Genomic DNA, 22,741 nt, shown 5'->3' with positions numbered 1-22,741 from the left:
CATGGATTGGGCGCATCCTTTAATTGCGCGTGCTGCTCAGGACGGCCATGGCCGCAATATTGATGTCGGCAACGAGAATGCTTTTCAGGGAGCCATCGTCATTAAGGATAGGCAATGATACCGTGAGGCAGAAATCTTCCGTTGCTGTAGACAGGTAAATCGTTGAAATGTAAGGCGCATGTGTTTCTGCGACCTTTTGATAGTAGGCTTGCTGACTGCGGTCTATCCCTGCGCCGCCCGCCTTGATTTTGCCGTACATGTTTGGGTTGATCCAGTTGGCATAACGCTGGATGCCGTTGGGCTCCAGTTCAAAAATCACTTCAAAATAAGGGAATTCGGAAAAACAGCTATCCAGATCGTGCGAGCCCGTTGAACGCTGGATATTCAGTAGCGATTGCAAGGCGGATAAGGCTTTTTGTTGCCAGCCGGAATAGAATTCTTTTTTAGGTAATATTGGTTGTGGTGGCGTATCTTCCACAACGATAATACTGCCGATATTGGCTTTGCCAATTTTCTTGAGAACAGCGGCCCGTTCTGCAGCCATGACGCTATTTTCCAATGTGCCTTGTGTGCCGTTGACTACTGCGATAGAAACACTGGCAACCGGATGGTCTTTACCATCTTCAGTCGTGAAAAATCCACGCTCCAAGTCACTGGTATCATACAGATGTACCGCCAAGGCCTGAAACTGGCTAATGATATGCAGCAGCGTCTCCGTGAGCTTGGGCGCTTTGTGATCATAAATAAGCACAAAATCATCGCCGCCAATATGGCCTACCATCACACCGGATTTATCCTGGTACTCCTGACGGATAATTTCTGATAACAAGCGGATCATGGCATCACCACGGATGAAGCCGTAGCGATCGTTGTAGGCCTTGAAGTGATCCAGATCAATATACACGAGTTGGGTATTCGGGTTATTACGCAAGCTGTTGTCCAGTGTTTGCCTCAGGGTAGGGCCTGTCGTCAGATGGCTCAAGGGATGTAAGTTACCCGTTGTGGCTTTGCGGCTGATCAACTGGGCCATGATTTCCATGGGTTGCAAGATGCCGACATAGGCACCTTCTTCATTAACCGCGATCCATATATCCGTATTGCTGCGTTCTAGGTAAAAAATACGCGCCAGGGTGGAAGAAGGCATGAGATGGTTAATGACTTTAGGCAATGGGTCACAGCAGGCGCCCAGGCCGGAGACTTTCTTTGAAAACACTTTGCCACGTCGTAGAACACCTAATGGTGTCTGTCCATCCAATACCACCGCGATGGCAACATCGGCATGCGCATTGAATAAGTTTCTTGCCTCGGCGAGGGTGCCGCTTACATCAATTGTCAGGCCATGGCTAATATATTCACCGATATGAAAATCATCGGGAATGTGAGAACGATGAGATTCATCACGTGGAGGCAATGCGGTCACTTTTTCGCTGGGCGTGCTTTGCGGATGGGCGAAATAATGGCCTTGTGCGTAATGCAAGCCTAAATCCTGGCAATAAGTGATATCTTCAACGCGTTCCAGACCTTCGGCAATGATGGTGCAGCCTAAACGCTGTGCCATCGAGATAATGGCTTCCAGTAACACGGTTCTCACACGGCTGCCTTGCGCTTCATGGACAATTGCACGGTCAATTTTAATAAAGTCTGCGCGGACCTCCGCCAATATGCGCAGGCCATTAAAGCCAGACCCCATGTCGTCGAGCGCGATGCGTAAGCCGTGCATGCGGATTGCATCACAATTTCGCGCCAGTACTTCCGGATTGGTTTTCTCACTTTCGACAATCTCTATCACTACGTCGCGTTTATCAATATTGTGTTGCGCCAGGATTTTTAAAATGAAATCCAGCCAGCCCGGGCTCATGATGGTTTGCGGTAATACATTGATAAAAATAGGTTTATCAGCAGAAACAGATTGGGACTTGCCTATTAGAGCCAGGTGTTGGCAGGCGAGATCCAGTTCGTGTGTGCGCTTCACTTCGGCGGCCAGCGCAAAAGCTTCCATTCCGTTAAGCCAGTTGCCTTCAGGTGTTTTCAGGCGGCAAAGCGCTTCAAACCCAAAAACCTTGCCACTTTGACCAAAATCTACGATGGGCTGGTAATGCATTTGCACATGAGGCTCAAGATCAGACAGTAGCCAGGGGTATTTGTGACGCGCATAGAATGTATTGAACGGCATGGTTGCCTGTAACGCCTCCATGGGGCTGACAGGTTGGTTATCCTCGGAAACAAGCACCCAGGTATCCTTAAGAGTATGTACTGATTCCTGTGCAATCATCTGGTCGAGTATCTGCAACAACTCAGCTTCGGTCTGATAGCTAAATGAGGTTTGATTGACCCCTGAAAAACGCGGATTTTCCCGGTTGGCATGCAGGTTGGCGTCGAAAGTATGCAGAAATAGTTCCATGAAGAGTCACTTTGCTTTTGTTAGATTGTTACAGCTTGCTTATTCTTTGGCTTAGCCAGAACCAGGCAGGCAAATATTCTGCTGATTCTCTGCTAAGTCCGCATGATGACTATAACGAAAGCAAAGGGGATTTATTTATATGATGAGCGGGCATAAAAGCCACGAAACGATCTAATTGCCTGCATCAAATTGGTGCGGAACGTGCACGTTTATACGTCAGTGGAGATGAAGTGCTCTTGCTGGGCTGTTGAAAATGGTGTTACTCACTAAGTTAAAACCTTGCGTTCCAGCAGGGCTGTCGAGAGGGTGCCGCTGTCGACGTACTCAATTTCTCCACCCATAGGTAAGCCGCGGGCAATCCGGCTCACACGGATGCCACGTGATTTGAGCATCTGTCCTATATAGTGGGCTGTGGCTTCGCCCTCGGAGGTGAAATTGGTGGCCAGGATGACTTCATGAATGGCGGTATCTTGCGCGCGCTTGAGCAGTTTATCGAGATGAATATCTTTGGGTCCTATACCATCCATGGGCGATAGTTTGCCCATCAGTACAAAATATTGACCTTGGTAACTGCGGGTGTTTTCCAGCATCATGAGGTCGGTAGGCATTTCGACCACGCATAGCGTTGATTTGTCACGGCTGGTTTCCAGGCACACACTACATACCTGGTGTTCGCTGAAGTTATTGCAATAATCACAATGAGCGAGCTTGTCCAGCGCCTGCTGCAAACTCGCAGCCAGTTTTTGCGCACCTTCTCTGTCCCGCTGCAGGAGGTGATAAGCCATGCGTGTGGACGACTTGGGACCCACACCCGGTAGGCAGCGAAGTGCGCTGATCAGCTGTTCGAGAACGGCAGGATTGTTCAAGCTTCAAATCCTGTTTAGAAAGGCAGTTTGAAGCCTGCAGGCATTACGCTGCCCATTTTGGCCGAGCTGGTCGCTTCCGCTTTGGTTCTGGCATCTTTAAGGGCAATGAGTATCAGATCTTCCAGTGTTTCTTTGTCATCCATGGCAGCGTCATCAATTTGCACGCGTTTGACGTCATTGCTACAGGTCATGGTGACTTTCACCATGCCGTTGCTGGCAATGCCTTCAACTTCAGTTGTCGCCAATTCTGCCTGCACTTTCTGCATATTGGCTTGCATCATCTGGGCCTGTTTCATCATATTGCCCATGCCACCTTTCATCATTTGTCTGCTCCTAAAAGTGATTGTGGTTAATGTAATGGTTTAATGGAGTTGGGCACGATGGTCGCACCCATTTCTTGCATCAGGCCCTGGACAAAACGGTCACTCATAATAGCTTGCGTTGCCTGGTCCTGGAGTTCTGCCTTTTCAACTGCTAATTGCCTGGCTGGCGTATTGGCCTCCTGGCCTGCTGTGATATTCAGTTTTAACCGACGGCCAAAATGGTTATTCAATGCCGTGTTAAGCTTGTCCAGGTAATTGGCACTGGCAAGATGTTTGTGCGCTTCACTGATACGTAAGGTCATTTCATCGCCATCAAAGTTCACCAGCTCACAGTTTTGTGCCAATGCCCGTACCAGGCCAAGCTTGCTCAAGTGATTCTCCACCAGAGCCCGCCAATTGCCATCCCAGGCTAATGGGGGATTATCAGCGGACATCACAGGCGATGAAAATGCCTGCTGCGGAATATGTTCAATTTCAGGAATCACCGGCACAGTAATGGCTGGTGCTGGGTCTGTGGGAGGGGGCACCGTTCTGTTTACTTCTGCTGGCGTAGGTTCTGCGGAAGCTGTTGCCAGGATGGGGGCTGCCCCTGATGTTGGGGGGCTCACTTGGCGGTTTTGCGCGAGTGCAGCCCTAGCGCCACCGCCAGCATTGCCACGGGAAGAAGGTCCTTCCTGTGGAGTGCTGCTGCCAGCTGCTGGCACTGCAGGCGTCATAGCATCTGCTTTAAACGCCAGCATACGCAACAAAGTCATGGTGAACCCGGCATAGGCATCCGGCGCCAATCCGATGTCACGGTGGCCAAGAATACAAATCTGATAATACAGTTGTAGCATGTCTGCTGTCAGGGTCGCCGCCAGATCCAGCAGCGTTTGACGTTCTGGATGGTCGTCTGCAATGGCTTGCGGGCTATGTTGTGCGACTGCCAGCAAATGTAACAACGCCGCCAAGTCATTGAGGGCACTTTCAAAACCAATGCTGCGCGACTCCATTTGCTGCGCAATGTTAAGTAAAGTGACGGCATCATTGGCTATCAATGCGCGCAATAACTCATATAAATAGCTCTGGTCAATCGCTCCCAGCATGCTACGAACGTCGCCTTCTCGTACAGACTGGTTGCCATAGGCAATGGCCTGGTCGGTGAGTGATAGCGCATCGCGCATACTGCCGTTGGCTGCACGTGCAATAAGTTGCAGTGCAGCTGGCTCGAACGGTATCTGCTCCTGGCCCAGAATATCTTGCAGGTGCGCAGTGATGGTGCTGCTGGCCATCTGGCGCAGGTTGAACTGCAAACAGCGTGAGAGGATGGTGACCGGGACCTTTTGCGGGTCTGTGGTCGCCAGGATAAATTTGACATGGGCCGGCGGTTCTTCCAGCGTTTTCAGCATGGCATTAAACGCTTCTTTGGTCAGCATGTGCACTTCGTCTATCATGTAGACCTTGAAGCGCCCAGAGGATGGCGCATAAATCGCCTGTTCCAGCAGGCTGACCATGTCAGCAATGCCGCGATTAGAAGCGGCATCCATTTCAACATAATCGACATAACGGCCAATATCAATGGCCAGGCAGGCTTCGCACTCACCACAAGGATTGGCTGTAATGCCAGTGGCGCAGTTAAGGGATTTGGCCAGGATACGTGACAGTGTGGTTTTACCGACGCCACGCGTTCCGGTAAACAAATAGGCATGGTGCAGACGCTGTTGGCTCAGGGCATTACTTAGGGCCTGAACGACATGGTCTTGGCCGACCAAACTGCCAAAGGATTTTGGGCGCCATTTACGCGCCAATACTTGGTAAGACATCGCGCACTCTACTGATTAAATGCTATGGGCAAACCCGTACTTTAGCCTAAATTGCCTGCTCATGCTTGCGAACGTAAAATTAATGTGCCGTTAATTTTTTGGTAAGTCTGACAAACAAGAGGCAAGAGAGAAAGGGGCGAGCCCAACCCCCGGCACTTGCTTGATAGTTGTGGCTGCTTGCTTCCGCACCTGACCAGATTGGCTACCTTACAATGCGGGGAGGCCCGCGGACACTATTGTAACGCAAAAAACCTTTTTTACCGGCTTATTTTTTCACCAGGCTGGTTTTCTAAGGCGGATGACAAGCATGAGAAATGACCAATAATCTACCTTCTTATAATGACATAAAGTCTTATTTTTTCCCGGCATAATCATCCCTATTTTCAACCAATACTGTGGTAATCATTATGGCAGCTAACGGACCCATGACCGCCTCTGAAATTGCCCGCGAAACCATTAAGCAAATGGCTGCGCGGCGCGTGGAGCCGACGCCGGACAATTACACGCAAATTTATTTTGAGGTGGCGGGTAAGCCGGCAAAAGAAGATGCTGCAAGTGCACTGCGCAAGGCACTTAAACAGTTGCCACATGATTCATTAGAGCAGACAAACTGGATCAACCGCTGGGAGAAATTACTCAAGCAGGACAACTGGCAGGGGCTTGGCGAATTATTGACCGAGTCTATGCAGTCTCAGTTGAACCATTCGACCAAATGGCCCAAGGCAATACGTACCTTGCTGCAAGGCTGGGATGACAAGCGCAGCGGTGTGGATGTTGCTAGAAAGCGTGAAACATTAGAACGTGTGCTGATCAACTTTGGTAACGATGAGACCTTGGCAGACAAGCTGATTGGCATGGCTAATCACTGGTTGCCTGCAGATGCGCGGGTTGAGGGCGTTCCGTTGACCAATGTTGCCGATTTACCTGCTACAGAAGGGGCGATCGTTGAAACCTCCAGTGATACAGTTAGTCTGCCTAATGAAGTACAACAGTTTCATGGTGCTTTCACCATCCTGCAAACGCTCTTGAAACAAACCTTACAATTAGGATTGATTCCTCGCCTGGAAGGCTATCCTGATTTGCAAGCTGAGGCCGTGGCCCTGCAAGAAAGTACTGAGCGTGCCAAAAAACTCAAGGAATGGGAAGCGCTGGCTAAATCCCTTAAAGCCTTGTTGTTACGCGTGGAAGTGATAGGTGCCAAAGAAGATGATGTCCGTGGTGATATTATTGATCTCTTACATTTGCTACTTTCCAATATTGGAGAACTGGTGGCAGAGGATGGCTGGCTCAGTGGCCAGGTATACGCCGTGCAGTCCATTATCAGCGGTCCGCTAGATAGAACCAAACTCAAGCAGGCAGAAAAAAGCCTCAAAGAAGTGATTTATAAACAAAGCCTGGTCAAACATAGCCTGATCGAAGCACGTAATTCGTTTAAAGCCATGATCAGTACGTTTATTGACAAGCTGAAATACATGGGAGATGCGAGTGAACTATATGGTGGCAAGATCGAAAGTTACGCTCAAGAGCTTTCAAAAACGGATGACCTGATTAAAATCAATGAGTTGGTAAATCATTTGATGCGTGATACTTCCGTGATGCAGACGGATATCATGCGTTCGCGTGATGATTTGCTGAATCAGCAGCGTGTGGCGAGTGATACCCAGTTGCGCATGCAAAAGTTGCAAGAAGAGTTGCAGCAATTGAGTGAAGTTGTTCGGATTGATCAACTGACAGGGGTACTCAACCGGCGCGGCATGGATGAAGCATTCAATACCGAAATCGCCCGCCACCGTCGTAGTGGCGAGTCACTTAGTGTGGCCTTGCTTGATATTGATAATTTTAAAATACTTAATGACCAGCATGGGCATGCTGCAGGCGATTCTGCACTCAAGCATCTGGCAAGCGTGATCAAGCGTGCAGTCAGGCCAACCGATATTGTGACCAGGATGGGTGGCGAAGAGTTTGTGGTCATACTGCCCAATACCAACCTGAACGAAGCGGTAGTGACCATGACGCGCTTGCAGCGCTCGCTGACCAAGGAGTACTTCCTGGGCAATAACCAGAAACTACTGATTACTTTCAGTGCTGGTGTGGCGCTGTTTAAGGTTGAGGATGACGTGGCAACGATTTTGCTGCGGGCCGACCAAGCGATGTACCTGGCTAAAAAGAGTGGCAAAAACCGAGTGATGACCGAAGTCGACCTGGAGGCCAACACATAATTATTTTGGACATGCACCACGGTATTCAAGCGCTTTCCTCATAAAACGGTGGCAGGCATACCCAGCCACGCTTTGGCATGATATGCTAATTGGCATCTTGATTGAGGTGCGAATTGTCCACTCCTTTTATCCATCCATCTGCCGTCAGTTCCTCTCTCGGCAACGTTCCTGTCGATAGTGTCAAGGATGCCTTGCATGAAAGCGAGCGCAGGTTTTCCGCGATTGTTTCCAGCATCCCCGGTCTGGTATTTCAAATGCACATGGCCGAAGATGGTCAAGTGGTGTTTACCTACCTGAGTGAAGGCTGCGAGGCACTGTTAGGCATTCCTGCTGCGGCTTTGCTTAAGGACGCGCAAACCTTGTTTCAGGCTATGGAAGAGCATTCTGCCAGCCAGTTCAAGCAGAAATTGCAAAAGTCGGCTAGACATCATAAACGCTTGGACTGGGAAGGGCGGATATGGATTGCTGACTGGCAAGACATGAAATGGGTCAATATCCGGGCGACTGTACGCGATTTGGGGCAGGGTGCTGTGCAATGGGATGGCATCATGCTCAATATCAGCCAAAGTAAACACGAAAAGCAAGAGATTGAGCAGGCCAGGCGTGATTTGCAGGCACTGACTGCGCATATTCACCAGGTCAAGGAGCAGGAGCGCGTCAGTATCGCGCGTGAGATTCACGATGATCTTGGTGGCAATCTTACCGCGATGAAATTGGGTCTTTCCACCATCATCCAGCAAATCGAAGAGGGCCAGCCTGTCAACCTGGAACAGGCGAACATGTTGCAAGCGATTATTGATCAAACCTTTGATGCTGTCCACAGAATTTCAGGCAACTTGCGCCCGAATATTCTCGATCTCGGTTTGGTAGATGCGCTGGATTGGCAAGTGAGCCAATTCAAAAAACAATTAAGCATTTCTGCGATGTTTGTGACTGACTGCCGTGATCTGGAGTGTGATCCGGATCAGTCTATGGCATTGTTCCGCATCTGCCAGGAGGCGCTTTCAAATATTGCGAAATACTCACAGGCCGATCAGGTTTCAGTCGAGCTCTCTTTGGTTGAGCAGATCTTGGTGATGAAAGTTTCCGATAACGGTGTGGGGATTGCCCCTGCCGATAAAATCAAGCCCAACTCATTTGGTTTGCGTGGTATGCAAGAACGCGCAGCAGCATTGGGAGGCGAATGCCAGATTGTGCCTAATGCGCAGGGTTCAGGCACCTGCATCCAGGTACGAGTCCCGCTGATTGCCATCGCATCGTGACAGAATGGCCGTAGCGTTTTACAATAAATTTAGAAGACCAATTTTACATTGGCAAATATTGAGGAAACAGCTTGGATACTAAAATTAGAGTCATTATTGTTGATGACCATGCCATTTTACGTTCTGGGATCAAACAAATATTGATCGCCAGTGGTGATATTGAAGTGGTAGGCGAGGCGGAAAATGTGGCGCAGGCAATCAGGTGCGTGCGAGAGTTGAGCGCTGATGTCATGTTGCTGGATATCTCCTTGCCTGATAAAACCGGCATTGAGGCACTCAAACTGATTAAACGCGAAAATGCTGCGCTCAATATCCTGATGTTATCCATGTATATGGAGGAGCAATATGCCGTGCGCTCTATCCGTTCCGGGGCATCAGGCTATTTATGCAAACATACCGCGTCAGAAGAGTTGCTGACAGCGATTCATACCTTGGCGAAAGGCAAGAAATACATCACACCTAACGTCGCAGAAATTTTGGCAGAACAGGTGGGGACGGACCACAATATTGCCCCACATGAGATATTGTCAGATCGGGAGTTTCAGGTCATGCGAATGATCGCTTCTGGCCTGTCTGTGAGTGAAATAGCCGATAAGCTTGCTTTATCAGTCAAAACAGTCAGTATGTACCGTACGCGTCTGCTTGAAAAGATGCATCTCAAACACAATGCGGATATCACGCATTATGCGATCAAGAATCAACTGGTTTAACCATCAGCGGAAAAATAAAAAAGCCTCAATAGAGGCTTTTTATTTTAAATCAATTTCTTACGATATTTTCTTCGCGTAATTGATTAAGCCGTTGGTTGAGCTGTCAAACCCTGTCACCGCTTCTGGTGTATTCAATTGTGGCAAGATTTGGCTGGCGATTTGCTTGCCGTATTCCACACCCCATTGGTCGTAACTGTTGATGTCCCAGATAATACCCTGCACAAAAATCTTGTGCTCATACAGGGCAATCAGCTTGCCCAGGGTATAAGGGGTCAGCTGTTTGAACAGGATGGAGGTCGTAGGACGGTTACCTTCGAATACTTTGTGCGGTAACAAGTCTTCCAGTGCTTCGCCACTCAGTCCCTGTTTTTCGAGTTCTGCACGCGCTTCTTCACGGGTCTTACCCAGCATCAATGCCTGTGTTTGAGCCAGGAAATTGGCCAGCAGGATTTTGTGGTGCTGGTCATCCGGGCTACCTACTTTGTAATGGCTATTAGCTGGCATCAGGAAATCAGCGGGCACCATTTGCGTACCCTGATGTATCAGCTGATAGAATGCGTGCTGACCGTTGGTGCCAGCTTCACCCCAGATGACTGGTCCAGTTTTATAGCTGACGCGGCTGCCGTCACGGCAAATGAATTTACCGTTACTTTCCATATCGGCTTGCTGCAAATAAGCTGCAAAACGAGACATCCCCTGGTCGTAAGGCAAGATCGCGTGAGTATCCACATGGAAGAAGTTGTTATACCAGATGCCGAGCAATGCCATGATAACAGGCATGTTCTGTTCCAACGGCGCAGTCTGGAAGTGCTGGTCCATGGCGTGTCCACCAGCCAACATTTGTTCAAAGTTGTCCATGCCCACATACAATGCGATCGATAAACCGATGGCTGACCACAAGGAGTAACGGCCACCCACCCAGTCCCAGAAAGCAAACATGTTGTTGGTATCTATGCCGAATGCCTGTACCGCTTTGGCATTGGTGGATAAAGCCACAAAATGTTTGGCCACATGTTGGTCTTGCTGGGCTGCGTTTAGGAACCAGCGGCGCGCGGAGTGGGCGTTGGTCATGGTTTCCTGCGTGGTGAATGTTTTCGACGCCACAATAAACAGGGTAGTTTCCGGATGACAGGTTTCCAGTACACGCATCAGGTGCGCACCATCAATGTTGGAAACAAAATGCGCTTTTAAATCCGGACTGGCGTAAGGTTTCAAGGCATCGCAAGCCATGACAGGCCCCAAATCGGAGCCGCCGATACCAATATTCACGATATCGGTAATTCGCTTGCCAGTGTAACCAGTCCACTGACCGCTACGCACCTGCTCAGTAAAGCTACGCATTTGTGCGAGAACCGCATTCACTTCTGGCATCACATCCTTGCCATCGACATACACAGGTGTGTTGCTACGGTTGCGTAGTGCGGTATGCAGTACGGCGCGATTTTCGGTGATATTGATTTTTTCACCGCTGAACATGCGGCTGCGCCAGTGCTCAATATTGGAGTCACGCGCCAGTTGAAACAGGTGTGCTAAGGTTTCTTTTGTAATGCGGTGTTTGGAGTAGTCAAGCAGGACATCTTCTACGGTGAGGCTGAACTCTTCAAATCGTTTCGGGTTTTGTTTGAACAGGTCGCGCATTTGAACATTGCGCATTTCAATTTGATGCTGGTTCAGCGCGTGCCAGCTCGGGTGTGTGGTTAATTTTGCCATGTTATGTTGTTGCTATCGTTTTTCAAGTCAATTAATTTTTGGGGGCTTGCAAGCACATGGTCCGGCCATGTCTTGCATAGCAATATCTTTACTACCAGTTTACATGCCGCATACAGTGTAACCAGTTATTGTAACTGAAGTATGACACCTGCCAGTGGGGGCAAATCCAGGCTGATGGAGACAGGATTGTTCATCCAGGGAATAGCGTCGCTCTGACAGCCGTGACCATTGCCTAGATCGCTGCCACCATAACAAGCGGCGTCACTGTTAAACACTTCTTTGTAGTAACCCGGTTGCGGTACGCCCAAACGATATTGATGGCGCGGTACTGGTGTGAAATTCAACACTATTATAACAAAACTATGCTCATTGCCGCGTCTGATGTAGCTCAATATTGACTGCCCGGCATCTTCACAGTCTATCCACTGGAAGCCTCGAATGTCAAAATCATGCACATGCAGCGCAGGCTGCTGGCGGTAAAGCCGATTGAGGTCGCGGCTGAGCGATTGAATCCCTCTGTGTAATGCATGCTCTGGGTTTGTTTCTTCCAGCAGGTGCCAGTCCAGGCTTTGGTTGACGCTCCATTCACGGTGCTGGCCAAATTCGTTACCCATAAAATTGAGTTTTTTGCCTGGCATGGTCATCTGCATGGTCTGTAGCAGACGCAGGTTGGAAAACTTTTGCCAGATATCCCCTGGCATTTTGTCCAGTAATGACCGTTTTCCGTGTACGACTTCATCATGAGAGAAGGGTAATACAAAGTTTTCGGAATACGCATACATCTGCCCAAACGTCAGGCGATTATGATGGTATTGGCGGTAAATCGGATCCAGTTGCATATAGGTAAGGACATCATTCATCCAGCCCATGTTCCATTTCATGCTGAAACCGAGTCCGCCCGCATACACTGGACGGGAGACGGCCGGCCAGGCCGTGGACTCTTCCGCAATGGTGAGTGCGCCAGGAAAGCGCTCACCGACCATTAGATTGAGCTGTTTGAGGAATTCGATTACATCCAGATTCTCACGTCCACCGTAAGCATTGGGCAGCCATTCACCGTCTTTGCGGGAGTAGTCAAGGTAAAGCATGGATGCGACCGCGTCCACGCGTAGTCCGTCAATATGGAATTCTTTGAGCCAGTAGTAAGCGTTGCTTAATAAGAAATTACGGACTTCATTGCGGCCATAGTTGAAAATATAAGTGCCCCAGTCCATATGCTCACCCAATCTGGGATCTGCATGCTCATACAAAGCGGTGCCATCGAACCGTGCCAGAGCCCAGTCATCTTTGGGGAAATGGCCAGGCACCCAGTCCAGAATCACACCGATATTGGCGGCATGGCAACGATCAATAAAATACTTCAAGTCATCAGGGCTGCCATAGCGCTGGGTAGGTGCAAAGTAGCCTGTGACCTGGTATCCCCAGGATTCATTGAGTGGGTGTTCGGACACGGGCAACAACTCTATATGGGTATAGCCCATATCGACCAAATGCGGAATCAAGACGTCAGCCATCGTCCGGTAATCCAGAAAATGTCCGTTCTGGTCGCGTTGCCAGCTGCCCAAATGCACTTCATAACAATTGAATGGTGCATGTAGCCAATCATGTTGTTGACGTTGTTGCAACCAGGATTCATCTTGCCAGACATGGCGACTCTGACAGATGCGGTTGGCCGTTCCGGGCCTGGCTTCAAAGGCTTTGCCATACGGGTCGGCCTTGAGCATGATGTGACCGTGCTCGCGGTTGCGTATCTCAAATTTGTATAGATCGTGTTCGGTCAACTGCGGTATAAACAGCTCCCACACGCCGCTACTGCCCAGCACGCGCATGGCATGTACTCGTCCATCCCATTGGTTAAAACTACCAACCACGCTGACACGCTCTGCATTAGGTGCCCAGACGGCAAAGCGCACGCCAGCAACACCATTGATGGTCATCGGGATTGCGCCCAGTGTGTTATAGGCTTCGTATAAGCGACCTTCGCCAAACAAATGCAGGTCGTCCTTAGATAAGGTGCTGCCAAAGCTGTAGGCGTCGAATGTCTCGTAGCTGGTTTTTTGACCTCGCAGGCGAATTTTCAAGGCCATCGGACCAGTTAAAGGCATTACCGAAGTATAAAGAAACAGTCCCTGCTGATGTGCCAAGGTCATTTCTTGCCAGTCCTGATCAGCCTTCACGTAGATACTTTCGGCGTGTGGCAAGAAGACGCGGACGTGCCATGGCCCTTGCTGGCTTTCTGTATGCACGCCCAAATACTCGAAAGGATTGTGGTGGGTGGCGTCCAAAATACGTTGCAGGTGCAGGGTGTCTGTAGGGGAGGTGACGACTGTAGGTTTGGCTGTCATGCGAGCAATGTCCTTTTGACTAGCCTCAATCCTATCAAAAAAAGTTAAGAGTTACGTCATTTGTGTTTGAAATTTCGTTGTCTTTACCCGAATTATCATGCAGACTGTGAGTGCCAGACCTGCTGCTCTCCAGCGTTGTACCTTCTCTGCTTCACCTACATCGCTAGTCTGACTGCGGGCTGATTTTCAGGATCAGTAAAACAGGAAATAGCATCATGTCCCAAGCTGCAGAGTTTGTCGAACGTCGAAAAGTTAACCGGCGACAAGAACGTCCTTCGGACCGGTTTATCAGTAACCTGACTAAGAATACCGTGGCCATTATCCTGGCCGGTGGCCGTGGTAGCCGCTTGAAGAACCTGACAGACTGGCGTGCGAAGCCGGCTGTACAGTTTGGCGGTAAATTCCGCATTATCGATTTTCCATTATCTAATTGCATTAACTCCGGTATCCGCCGTATTAATGTTGCGACGCAATACAAGGCCCAGAGCCTGATCCAGCACGTACAACGAGGCTGGGGGTTTTTGCGTGGTGAGTTCAATGAGTATGTCAACATCATCCCGGCACAGCAGCGTTTGGGCGAAGAATGGTACAAAGGTACGGCAGATGCCGTATACCAGAATATAGACCTGTTGCGCGAGAATGGCGGTGAATACATTCTAGTGCTGGCAGGCGACCATATTTATAAAATGGACTACGGGAAAATGCTGGCGACGCATGCCCGCAGCAATGCCGATATGACGATTGCCTGCATCAATGTGCCGCTGGAAGATGCAAAAGGGTTTGGTGTCCTTGAGGTGGATGGGACTGACCGCGTCATCGCTTTTGACGAAAAACCGGCACAGCCTAAGCCCACGCCCAACAATCCTGAGGTGGCTTTTGCCAGCATGGGCATTTATGTATTCAATGCCAAGTTTTTGTATGAGCAACTGATCCGGGATGCCTATGATCGCAAGTCCAACCACGATTTTGGCCAGGACATTATTCCCTACATCATCAAGAAATACCGCGTACAAGCCCATCGCTTTACCGATAGTTGCGTAGGTGCACAAAGTGATAACTATTACTGGCGCGATGTTGGCACCATAGATGCATACTGGGAGGCCAATATGGAGCTCACCAAAGTCATCCCCGAGCTGAACCTGTATGACAGTGAGTGGCCGATCTGGACTTACCAGGAGCAACTTCCGCCAGCCAAGTTTGTCTTTAAGGATGAAGGCCGTACCGGTAAAGCCACAGACTCGTTAGTGTCTGGCGGCTGCCTGATCAGTGGTTCTTGCGTGTCTAACTCTGTCTTGTTTTCTGGAGTGCATGTCGCAGACTACTCTGACCTGGATGGCGCCGTGGTCCTGCCTAAAGTCAGGATCAATGAAGGGGTAGTCATGCGGAATGCAGTCATCGACCGTGGTTGCGAAATACCTGCTGGCATGCAGATTGGCGTAGACCTCGACAGAGACAGGAAGCGTTTTTATGTGTCTGAAAAAGGCATCGTACTGGTGACGCCAGATATGCTGGGACAGGATTTGTATCGTGTGAAATAACATCAACATGAATAGGTAATATGGAAAAGAGGTTGAGGAATGTCCGATAAAAAATTGTTGTTAAACCTGTATTGGCACATGCATCAACCTGATTACCGCGATCTTGTGACCGGGGATTATGTATTGCCCTGGACCTATCTGCATGCGCTCAAGGATTATAGCGACATGGCCTATCACCTGGAGCAGATTTCTGCCGCCAGGGTGACGTTCAACTTTGTCCCAATTCTGGTTGAACAATTGCATGATTATGCTGAACAGGCGCGCAGCGGTGTGTGGCGCGATCCTTTGCTCCACTTGCTGGGCAACCCTGATCTTGATCATATTTCCGATACTGAGTGCCAGCTCATCGTCGATAGCTGCTTCAAGGCGCATCATGAAAAAATGCTGAGCCCGTTTCCGCATTACCAGCGTTTGTTGAAGTTGTATGAGCTGATTGCACCGCTGATGCAAAATGGCCAGTTTCATTACCTTTCTGCCCAATACAAGGCCGATTTACTGGTTTGGTATCACCTGGCCTGGACGGGCGAAGGCTTGCGGCGCAAGAATAAAACCGTGCAGGCTCTGATGCAAAAAGGGGTTTTATTTACGTTTGAAGACCGGCTGGCATTGCTGGGGGTGATCAGTGAAACCTTGCAGGGTATTTTGCCGCGCTACCAGGCATTGCTGTCAAAAGGCCAGATCGAAATGTCGACGACCCCCTATTATCATCCGATACTGCCACTGTTAATAGACTTGAAAAGTGCGCAGGATGCGACGCCTAAAGCGCCTCTTCCTCAGGCAGCGACCTACCCGGATGGCTACACACGCGCCATTTCGCATGTGGAAGCAGCCCAGCTTTACCATGAAAAAGTATTTGGTCAAAAGGCTACCGGGATGTGGCCAGCTGAAGGCGCAGTCTCGCATGCTGCGCTTTCTCTACTCGCCGAACAGGGTATTGCGTGGGCTGCGACGGGGCAGGGTGTACTAGCCAACAGCTTGCGCAAGCTAGCCCTGCCGCATGAGCACGCTCAACAATATCTCTACCAACCTTACAAAATTACCAATGGCCAACAGGATATCGTCTGCTTTTTCCGTGATGACCAGTTATCAGACAAAATTGGCTTTGAATACTCCAAGCAATACGCCAGTGAGGCCGTGAATGATTTCGTGCAGTCGCTGGAAACCATCCTGGCCAATAGTGAGGATAAAACGCCAGTTGTGAGCGTGATTCTGGATGGCGAAAATGCCTGGGAATATTATCCTTACAACGGCTATTACTTCCTGCAGGAACTTTATCAGGCGCTCGCCCATCATCCTAATATCCAGATGACAACGTTTAGTGACATTCTGACCATGCAGCACACACAGCAATTGCCTGAGCCAACACTGTTAAATGACATCTGTGCCGGTAGCTGGGTCTATGGCACGTTTAGCACCTGGATAGGTGAACCAGCAAAAAACCGCGCCTGGGATTTGTTATGTGAAGCCAAGCGCCAATATGACCAGCATGTGCATGAGTTGTCTGCCGATGCCAAGGAAAAATGCCAGCAACAGTTAGCCTTGTGCGAAGGTTCAGACTGGTTTTGGTGGTTTGGCGATTACAACAATGCGCAGAGTGTCCAAAGTTTTGACCAGTTATACCGTCGTAACCTGAGCAATCTCTATCATTTGCTCGGGTTGACGCCGCCCAATCACCTGTCTCAGCCCATTAGCTTGGGTGGCGGTGATGCCGAAAACGCAGGCACCATGCGCCGTGGGCAATCCTGACCAGTTTTAATTTTATCTGAATGCCAATCACATGACACAAGCTAGACAAGCGGGTGTGTTGATGCACATCACCTCATTACCCGAGGGCAATCTTGGACCGGATGCCTATCGTTTTGTAGACACATTGGTCGAGATGGGCGTGTCTGTTTGGCAAACCTTGCCAGTCAATCAGCCGCATGATGACCAGTCGCCTTACCAAAGTGTCTCCGCACATGCTGGCCATAGCGGCATGATCAGTGCCAGGCAACTCCTCAAGGATGGCTTGTGTCTGCCGAATGAAGTCACGATGCCATTGCCGTCGCTGATGACAAAAGTCATGTTTCGCGTACAGTCTGGCGGCGGGCTGCCTGCCAATTTAGATGGTCTTACATGGCCCGGCTTCGCCCGTTTTTGCCAGACGCAACAATACTGGCTGGAAGACTTTGCTTTGTTCCTATGCCTGCGAGAACAACATGACCATCAAAGCTGGCATAGCTGGCCACAGGCCTATCGCATGCATGACCATCAGGCATTGCAAGCCTATAGCGTGGCCAATCAGGAAAAATTGACCTTGATTAAGTTCACCCAATATGTGTTTTTCCAGCAATGGGCGCAACTTAAAGTGTATGCCAACCAGCGGGGCATTCAGTTGTTTGGTGATATCCCGATTTTTGTGGCTTATGATAGTGCCGATGTATGGGCGCATCCTGACTGGTTTAAACTGGATGCTGACCTGAATATGACCGTCGTCGCAGGCGTACCGCCAGACTACTTTTCCGAAACAGGCCAGCGCTGGGGAAACCCGCACTATGACTGGCAAGCCATGCAGGCGGATGGATTTTCATGGTGGCTGGGCCGTATCGATATCCAGTCGCAGCTATTTGATGTATTGCGCATAGACCATTTCCGTGGCTTGCAAGCAGCCTGGGAAATCCCCGCCCATGAACCGACAGCCATGAGCGGCGCCTGGCAAGAAGCGCCTGGTCACGCATTATTACAGGCTATCAGACAAGCCTACCCACAACTCAGCCTGGTCGCTGAAGATTTGGGTATTATTACTGCCGATGTGGATGCGTTACGTCATGCCTTTGATTTACCCGGCATGAAAATTCTGCAATTTGCCTTTGGCGGTGGTGAAGATAATCCCTACCTGCCAGAGAATATCGAAGAAAACAGTGTGGCTTATACTGGTACCCATGATAACGATACAACGCTGGGTTGGTATCAGGCTGCGCCGGAACATGTGCGCAACCATCTGCATTACTATTTAAAACAAGAACATCCTGATATGCCTAACGCATTAATACAACTCACATTCAATAGTATTGCCCGGCTGGCGATCGTCCCTATACAGGACATTTTGGCGCTTGATAGCCAGTCACGCATGAATATGCCTGGTACCACTGAGGGTAACTGGCGTTGGCGCATGCAGTGGTCTCAACTGACCGATGAAAAAAAGCAATCTTTCCGGCACCTGGTAGAAGAAAGCGGCCGTCTCCATGTCTGAAGCAAGCGCGGTATATCGCCTGGGGCTGGATGTCGGCGGCACCAATCTGCGTCTTGGCGTTTTTTCTGGCCTTACCTTGGTTGAAGAAACGCGTTTTCGGGCTAACTACTCTGCCATTTGCAAGGAGTTTGCGCCAGCATTGGCATGGCAAACCATTTTGCAGGTCACGGCTGATGCTATCCGGCCGTTGCTGGATAAATATGCCGGCATTCAGGCAATCGGCATAGGCTTTCCGGGATTTATAGATCCACACACAGGCGTGTTGGCACAGTCGCCCAACTTGCCAGGTCTGCGGGATGTCAATCTGGGTCATGATCTCGGTAAGTTGCTTGGTTTGCCTGTACGAGTAGAAAATGATGCCAATGCAGCTGCCTATGGAGAATTCTGCCAGTTGTCGCAACCTGTTGGCGGCTTGCTGTATGTCGGCCTGGGGACTGGTGTGGGAGCGGGGCTGGTGGTGAATGGTAGCGTCTGGGCCGGGCAGCATGGTTATGCACTGGAAGCAGGGCATATTATTGTGGTGCCTGATGGCCGTTTATGCGGCTGCGGGAATCAGGGCTGCGTAGAACAGTATGCTTCCGCGACCGGCATCAGCCGGGCGTATGCTGACCTCACAGGCCAAACAATGACTGCGCTGGATATCGCGCGGGCTGCCGAAAGTGGTGATCGGCATGCACAGGCAGTCTATGCAGATGCGGGCAGTAAGCTGGCGCAAATGCTGGCGAGCGTACTCAAAGTGATTGATATCGAAAATGTGTTGATTGGCGGCGGTGTAGTGGCTGCATGGCCATTATTACAGGCTGCATTTGAGCAACGGCTGGAACACGATTTGATTCCGGTACTTCGTGGCAAAATCAAGGTGCATGTATCAAGCACGGGCGATATCGCCGGCATGCTGGGTGCTGCGTTGCTAGCTGCTTAAGCACGGTGTTGCTGATGCTGGGCCAATGCCCAGGCAACATGCTCACGCACCAGTTCGTTATCATCGTCTTGCCGCGCGGTTAAGGCGGCAATCACGGCTGGCGAGCTAGGGGCATTACCTAGCCCCACCGCCACATTGCGCAACCACTGGTAATAACCAATCCGGTAAATGGCGCTACCGGCCATGCGTTGCTGAAACTCTGCTTCTGTCCAGGCGAAACAATCTACCAGGTCGTTGCTATCCAGGCCATGCCTGACGGCAAAATCATTTTCCTGGGTTTTGACAGCAAATTTGTTCCAAGGGCAGATCAGCTGGCAATCATCGCAACCATAGACACGATTACCAATCAATGGCCGTAATTCCAGAGGAATACTGCTTTTGTGTTCTATGGTCAGGTAGGAAATACAGCGCCTGGCGTCCAGTTCGTATGGCGCGACAATCGCGCGGGTAGGGCAGATGTCTATACAGGCCGAACAGCTGCCACAATGCGCCGTGGTGGGGGAGTCTACAGGCAGCGGCAGGTTGGTGTAAATCTCCCCCAGAAAAAACCATGATCCCTGCTGGCGGTTAAGCAATAACGTATGCTTGCCTCGCCAGCCTACGCCTGCTTTGGTTGCCAGCGCAACTTCGAGCACAGGGGCGCTATCGGCAAATACCCGGTATTCAAACTGACCAAATTTCTCAGTAATACGGGTACACAGTTGCTGCAGTTTTTGCCGCATGACCTTGTGGTAGTCTCGCCCCAGGGCATAGCGGGCCACATAGGCCTTGTCCGGGTTTTCCAGCACCTGCCAGCCATCAGCCGCATTGTCAGGCAAATAATTCAGGTTCACCGAGATGACCCGCAAGGTCCCGGGCACCAATTCTGCCGGGCGGCTTCGCTTGGTACCATGTTTTGCCATATAATCCATGTCGCCGTGGTATTGTTTGGCGAGCCATTCTAAAAATTCCGGCTCGGCGGCAGAAAGGTCGGTATCGGTAATACCTATGCTGCCAAACCCCAATTCCCGCGCCCAGTTTTTGATGGTTGCTGCCATATGTGCAGCAACTGTCTGGTCTGGTAACTGGATAGGGGCGGGATGTGATTGATGTGACATGACAGAAACGTATTCTACACAGATTTTAAAAGACGAAGCAGCGACTGTGCATGCAGCAGAGGTATTGGCGACTCAATTGAAACCAGGCCAGGTGATTTACCTGCATGGCGATCTGGGCGCTGGCAAAACCACGTTGGTGCGTGGCATTCTGCATGCGCTAGGGCATGTTGGCAAGGTTAAAAGCCCAACCTATACCATCGTTGAGCCTTACATCCTGCCTCTTGCTTCATGTTACCATTTTGACCTTTACCGGTTTCAGGATGCCGAGGAATGGGAAGCTGCCGGTTTCAGGGATTACTTTAATTCAAACAGTATCTGCCTGGTAGAGTGGCCAGAACGCGCCGAACAGGTGTTGCCTCACGCAGATATCGAAATCCGGTTTGATATTTTGCCGCACGGACGCGTGCTGCATATCACTAGTCAGCATCCGCTGGCGTTGGAAGAACTATGCCAGTAACTCGAGAGATTTTTAAGGTGTGGCTGCTGACAGCCTTGCTATCCATAAGCAGTTTTGCAGAAGCCGCAGAAGTGATTCTGGCCAATCTGCAACAGCACGGCAATCAGGTGCAACTGGAGTTGCTGGTTGACCAGTCTATTAAATACCGCGTGTTTACGCTGGATAATCCATTCCGTGTGGTCATAGACATGGACGATGTTGCCATCAGTCCCACACTGAAGGCCCTGCCACCGCAATTGGATGCCCAGCATCCCTACCTGTCCAAAATCCGCATTGCGCCGTTTACCGAGCATACCACCCGTGTGGTGTTCGATATCAAGTCTGAGATCAAACCTCTGGTCACAGACATGAACGCAGGCAGCTCGCAACAACGGCTGGCAATCACGATTGCGCCAGCCATAGGCAATACAGATCCTGCAGTTGCTAACCCCGTATTGATGCCTTCGAAACAGTTGCAGGATGTGCCTACAGTCAACAGTGACGAAAAGCCTGAAGCGGCCTCGGTGGCGAACAAAGATTCTGCAACAGAGGCGCCAGCGGCCAATACGGGTGCCGAAAAAACCGTTGACAAACCGGCCGTTGTGGATAAACCCAAACAGGCCAGGCCAGGCCAGAAAATCATTACCATTGCGGTGGACGCTGGACATGGCGGCGAAGACCCAGGCGCAAGAGGCTCAAAAGGCAGTCATGAAAAAAATATCACCTTGGCGATTGCACGCAAACTCAAGCAGCAGATTGATGCTGAAGACAATATGCAGGCCATCCTGATTCGCGATGGGGATTATTTTGTGCCGCTGGGTGACCGTGTGAAAAAAGCCCGTGCCGCCAAGGCTGACCTGTTTATTTCGATTCACGCTGACTCGTTCGTCAACAGCACCGCCAAGGGTTCCTCAGTGTTTGCCTTGTCTGAACGCGGTGCCACCAGCGCCAGTGCCCGTTACCTGGCGAAAAAGGAAAACGCGGTGGACTTGATTGGCGGCGTGGCGATTGATACACGCGATATGGACCTGGCGCGTACGTTGCTGGACTTATCGCAAACGGCGACGATTCATGACAGTATCCGCATGGGTAAAGCCGTGCTGGGGCGCATTGCCAAGATTAATACGCTACATTCCAAGTATGTGGAACAGGCGGCGTTTGCTGTGTTGAAATCACCGGATATTCCATCAATCCTGGTAGAAACAGCGTTTATCAGTAATCCTGAGGAAGAAGCCAGGTTGAATGATGATGCTTACCAGGATAAATTGGTGAATGCGATTCTGTCGGGGGTGAAGTCGTATGTAGCGACAAATCCTTCGTTTGCTAAAAAGTAGTTTTTTAAGACTGCTCTAGAAACATAATTCTTTTGGTTAAAGCAGCTTGTTTAGTCCTTAGGTATTTTCTTTTTCGCCCTTAGGCGAGTTACTTTCTGTTGCTTGCCCCACAGAAAGTAACCAAAGAAGAGGGCTCCCAGCCATCAAGGCCTTCGGCTCCCTTGCGTTGCTCAACAAAATAAGTCGGTCACGAAACTCAACCTGGCAGCTCACATAAAACGCGAGCTGCTGCGGGATTCAAACAGTCGCTCCCTTCTCCCTTACTTTGTTTCCGCTACTCAGCGTGATGGAATGGGATTTGTCTCGCCAAACTACGAGCGTAGAAGTTTGGACCGTTCAAAAAATAATTCTTTTATTCAATACGCCAACGGTGGCGCTCATGGGTTTTCGGGCCCCTATCTGCCGCGCCGAGTAGCGCAGTCGGCGTGGGAGGTGTCGGCCAGCGGCTGTCCGAGATCCGCGGTGGCTTGCGCAGTGTGCAAGCCACTAGGGCGAGTTTCGTTGGCCGCCCACGCTGACGAGCAACGCAGGAAACAAGCGGAAG

Annotated in this window: 16 protein-coding genes and 1 other RNA gene; 9 read left to right on the top strand and 8 right to left on the bottom strand. The window is 50.3% G+C overall.

The annotated features are described in order from the left end of the window. Positions 1-19: 19 nt before the first annotated feature. From F463_RS0102190 to ffs, 5 genes are all read right to left on the bottom strand, one after another. Positions 20-2,401, bottom strand: coding sequence for an EAL domain-containing protein (locus F463_RS0102190; RefSeq protein ID WP_018985408.1), 2,382 nt, complete (start codon positions 2,399-2,401; stop codon positions 20-22). A 266-nt stretch (positions 2,402-2,667) separates the two neighbouring features. Beyond that, on the bottom strand, positions 2,668-3,267 hold the full coding sequence (gene recR, locus F463_RS0102185) for a recombination mediator RecR (protein WP_018985407.1): 600 nt from the start codon (positions 3,265-3,267) through the stop codon (positions 2,668-2,670). A 14-nt stretch (positions 3,268-3,281) separates the two neighbouring features. Further along, complete coding sequence (locus tag F463_RS0102180; RefSeq protein ID WP_018985406.1) at positions 3,282-3,590, bottom strand: YbaB/EbfC family nucleoid-associated protein; 309 nt, start codon at positions 3,588-3,590, stop codon at positions 3,282-3,284. Positions 3,591-3,616: 26 nt separating this feature from the next. Further along, positions 3,617-5,392 carry a DNA polymerase III subunit gamma/tau gene (gene dnaX, locus F463_RS0102175; protein WP_018985405.1) on the bottom strand — a complete coding sequence of 592 codons (1,776 nt, stop codon included), beginning with the start codon at positions 5,390-5,392 and terminating at the stop codon, positions 3,617-3,619. A gap of 132 nt (positions 5,393-5,524) precedes the next feature. Further along, positions 5,525-5,621: signal recognition particle sRNA small type (ffs, locus tag F463_RS14685), an RNA gene on the bottom strand. 178 nt (positions 5,622-5,799) lie between these two features. Between ffs and F463_RS0102170 the strand changes: the two genes are divergently transcribed. From F463_RS0102170 to F463_RS0102160, 3 genes are all read left to right on the top strand, one after another. Then, positions 5,800-7,611, top strand: a complete 1,812-nt coding sequence (locus F463_RS0102170) for a GGDEF domain-containing protein (protein WP_245545104.1) — start codon at positions 5,800-5,802, stop codon at positions 7,609-7,611. Between the two features lie 113 nt (positions 7,612-7,724). After that, positions 7,725-8,873, top strand: a complete 1,149-nt coding sequence (locus tag F463_RS0102165) for a PAS domain-containing sensor histidine kinase (RefSeq protein ID WP_018985403.1) — start codon at positions 7,725-7,727, stop codon at positions 8,871-8,873. Between the two features lie 71 nt (positions 8,874-8,944). Beyond that, on the top strand, positions 8,945-9,583 hold the full coding sequence (locus tag F463_RS0102160) for a response regulator (RefSeq protein ID WP_018985402.1): 639 nt from the start codon (positions 8,945-8,947) through the stop codon (positions 9,581-9,583). A 57-nt stretch (positions 9,584-9,640) separates the two neighbouring features. Here F463_RS0102160 and pgi read toward each other — a convergent pair whose 3' ends face one another. Both pgi and glgB read right to left on the bottom strand, forming a co-directional pair. Then, positions 9,641-11,293: a glucose-6-phosphate isomerase gene (gene pgi / locus F463_RS0102155; RefSeq protein WP_018985401.1), complete on the bottom strand. Its 1,653-nt coding sequence runs from the start codon at positions 11,291-11,293 to the stop codon at positions 9,641-9,643. 125 nt (positions 11,294-11,418) lie between these two features. After that, entirely contained in the window at positions 11,419-13,638 is a 2,220-nt protein-coding gene (glgB, locus tag F463_RS0102150; protein ID WP_018985400.1) for a 1,4-alpha-glucan branching protein GlgB, read from the bottom strand. A gap of 215 nt (positions 13,639-13,853) precedes the next feature. Between glgB and glgC the strand changes: the two genes are divergently transcribed. From glgC to F463_RS0102130, 4 genes are read left to right on the top strand one after another with little or no spacing between them, the layout of a single operon-like run. Continuing rightward, a complete protein-coding gene (gene glgC, locus F463_RS0102145) occupies positions 13,854-15,176 on the top strand; it encodes a glucose-1-phosphate adenylyltransferase (RefSeq protein WP_018985399.1) in 1,323 nt (440 codons plus the stop codon). Positions 15,177-15,215: 39 nt separating this feature from the next. After that, on the top strand, positions 15,216-16,922 hold the full coding sequence (locus F463_RS0102140; RefSeq protein ID WP_018985398.1) for a glycoside hydrolase family 57 protein: 1,707 nt from the start codon (positions 15,216-15,218) through the stop codon (positions 16,920-16,922). 31 nt (positions 16,923-16,953) lie between these two features. Next, entirely contained in the window at positions 16,954-18,408 is a 1,455-nt protein-coding gene (gene malQ, locus F463_RS0102135) for a 4-alpha-glucanotransferase (RefSeq protein ID WP_018985397.1), read from the top strand. Beyond that, on the top strand, positions 18,401-19,330 hold the full coding sequence (locus F463_RS0102130; RefSeq protein WP_018985396.1) for an ROK family protein: 930 nt from the start codon (positions 18,401-18,403) through the stop codon (positions 19,328-19,330). The genes malQ and F463_RS0102130 overlap by 8 nt, the downstream gene beginning before the upstream one ends. Here F463_RS0102130 and queG read toward each other — a convergent pair. Continuing rightward, positions 19,327-20,427 carry a tRNA epoxyqueuosine(34) reductase QueG gene (gene queG / locus F463_RS0102125; protein WP_018985395.1) on the bottom strand — a complete coding sequence of 367 codons (1,101 nt, stop codon included), beginning with the start codon at positions 20,425-20,427 and terminating at the stop codon, positions 19,327-19,329. The genes F463_RS0102130 and queG overlap by 4 nt on opposite strands. Here queG and tsaE point away from each other — a divergent pair. Together tsaE and F463_RS0102115 are read left to right on the top strand one after the other, a co-directional pair. Further along, the gene (gene tsaE / locus F463_RS0102120) at positions 20,426-20,884 is read left to right on the top strand and encodes a tRNA (adenosine(37)-N6)-threonylcarbamoyltransferase complex ATPase subunit type 1 TsaE (protein ID WP_018985394.1); all 459 of its coding nucleotides are present in this window, start codon (positions 20,426-20,428) and stop codon (positions 20,882-20,884) included. The genes queG and tsaE overlap by 2 nt on opposite strands. Continuing rightward, positions 20,875-22,197 carry an N-acetylmuramoyl-L-alanine amidase gene (locus tag F463_RS0102115; protein ID WP_018985393.1) on the top strand — a complete coding sequence of 441 codons (1,323 nt, stop codon included), beginning with the start codon at positions 20,875-20,877 and terminating at the stop codon, positions 22,195-22,197. Before tsaE ends, F463_RS0102115 begins: the two co-directional genes overlap by 10 nt. Positions 22,198-22,741: the final 544 nt, after the last annotated feature.

Source organism: Methylophilus methylotrophus DSM 46235 = ATCC 53528 (assembly GCF_000378225.1).
Lineage (GTDB): Bacteria > Pseudomonadota > Gammaproteobacteria > Burkholderiales > Methylophilaceae > Methylophilus > Methylophilus methylotrophus.
The sequence above is the reverse complement of the archived record's forward strand: the minus strand, read 5'-3'. Positions and strand labels throughout refer to the sequence as shown.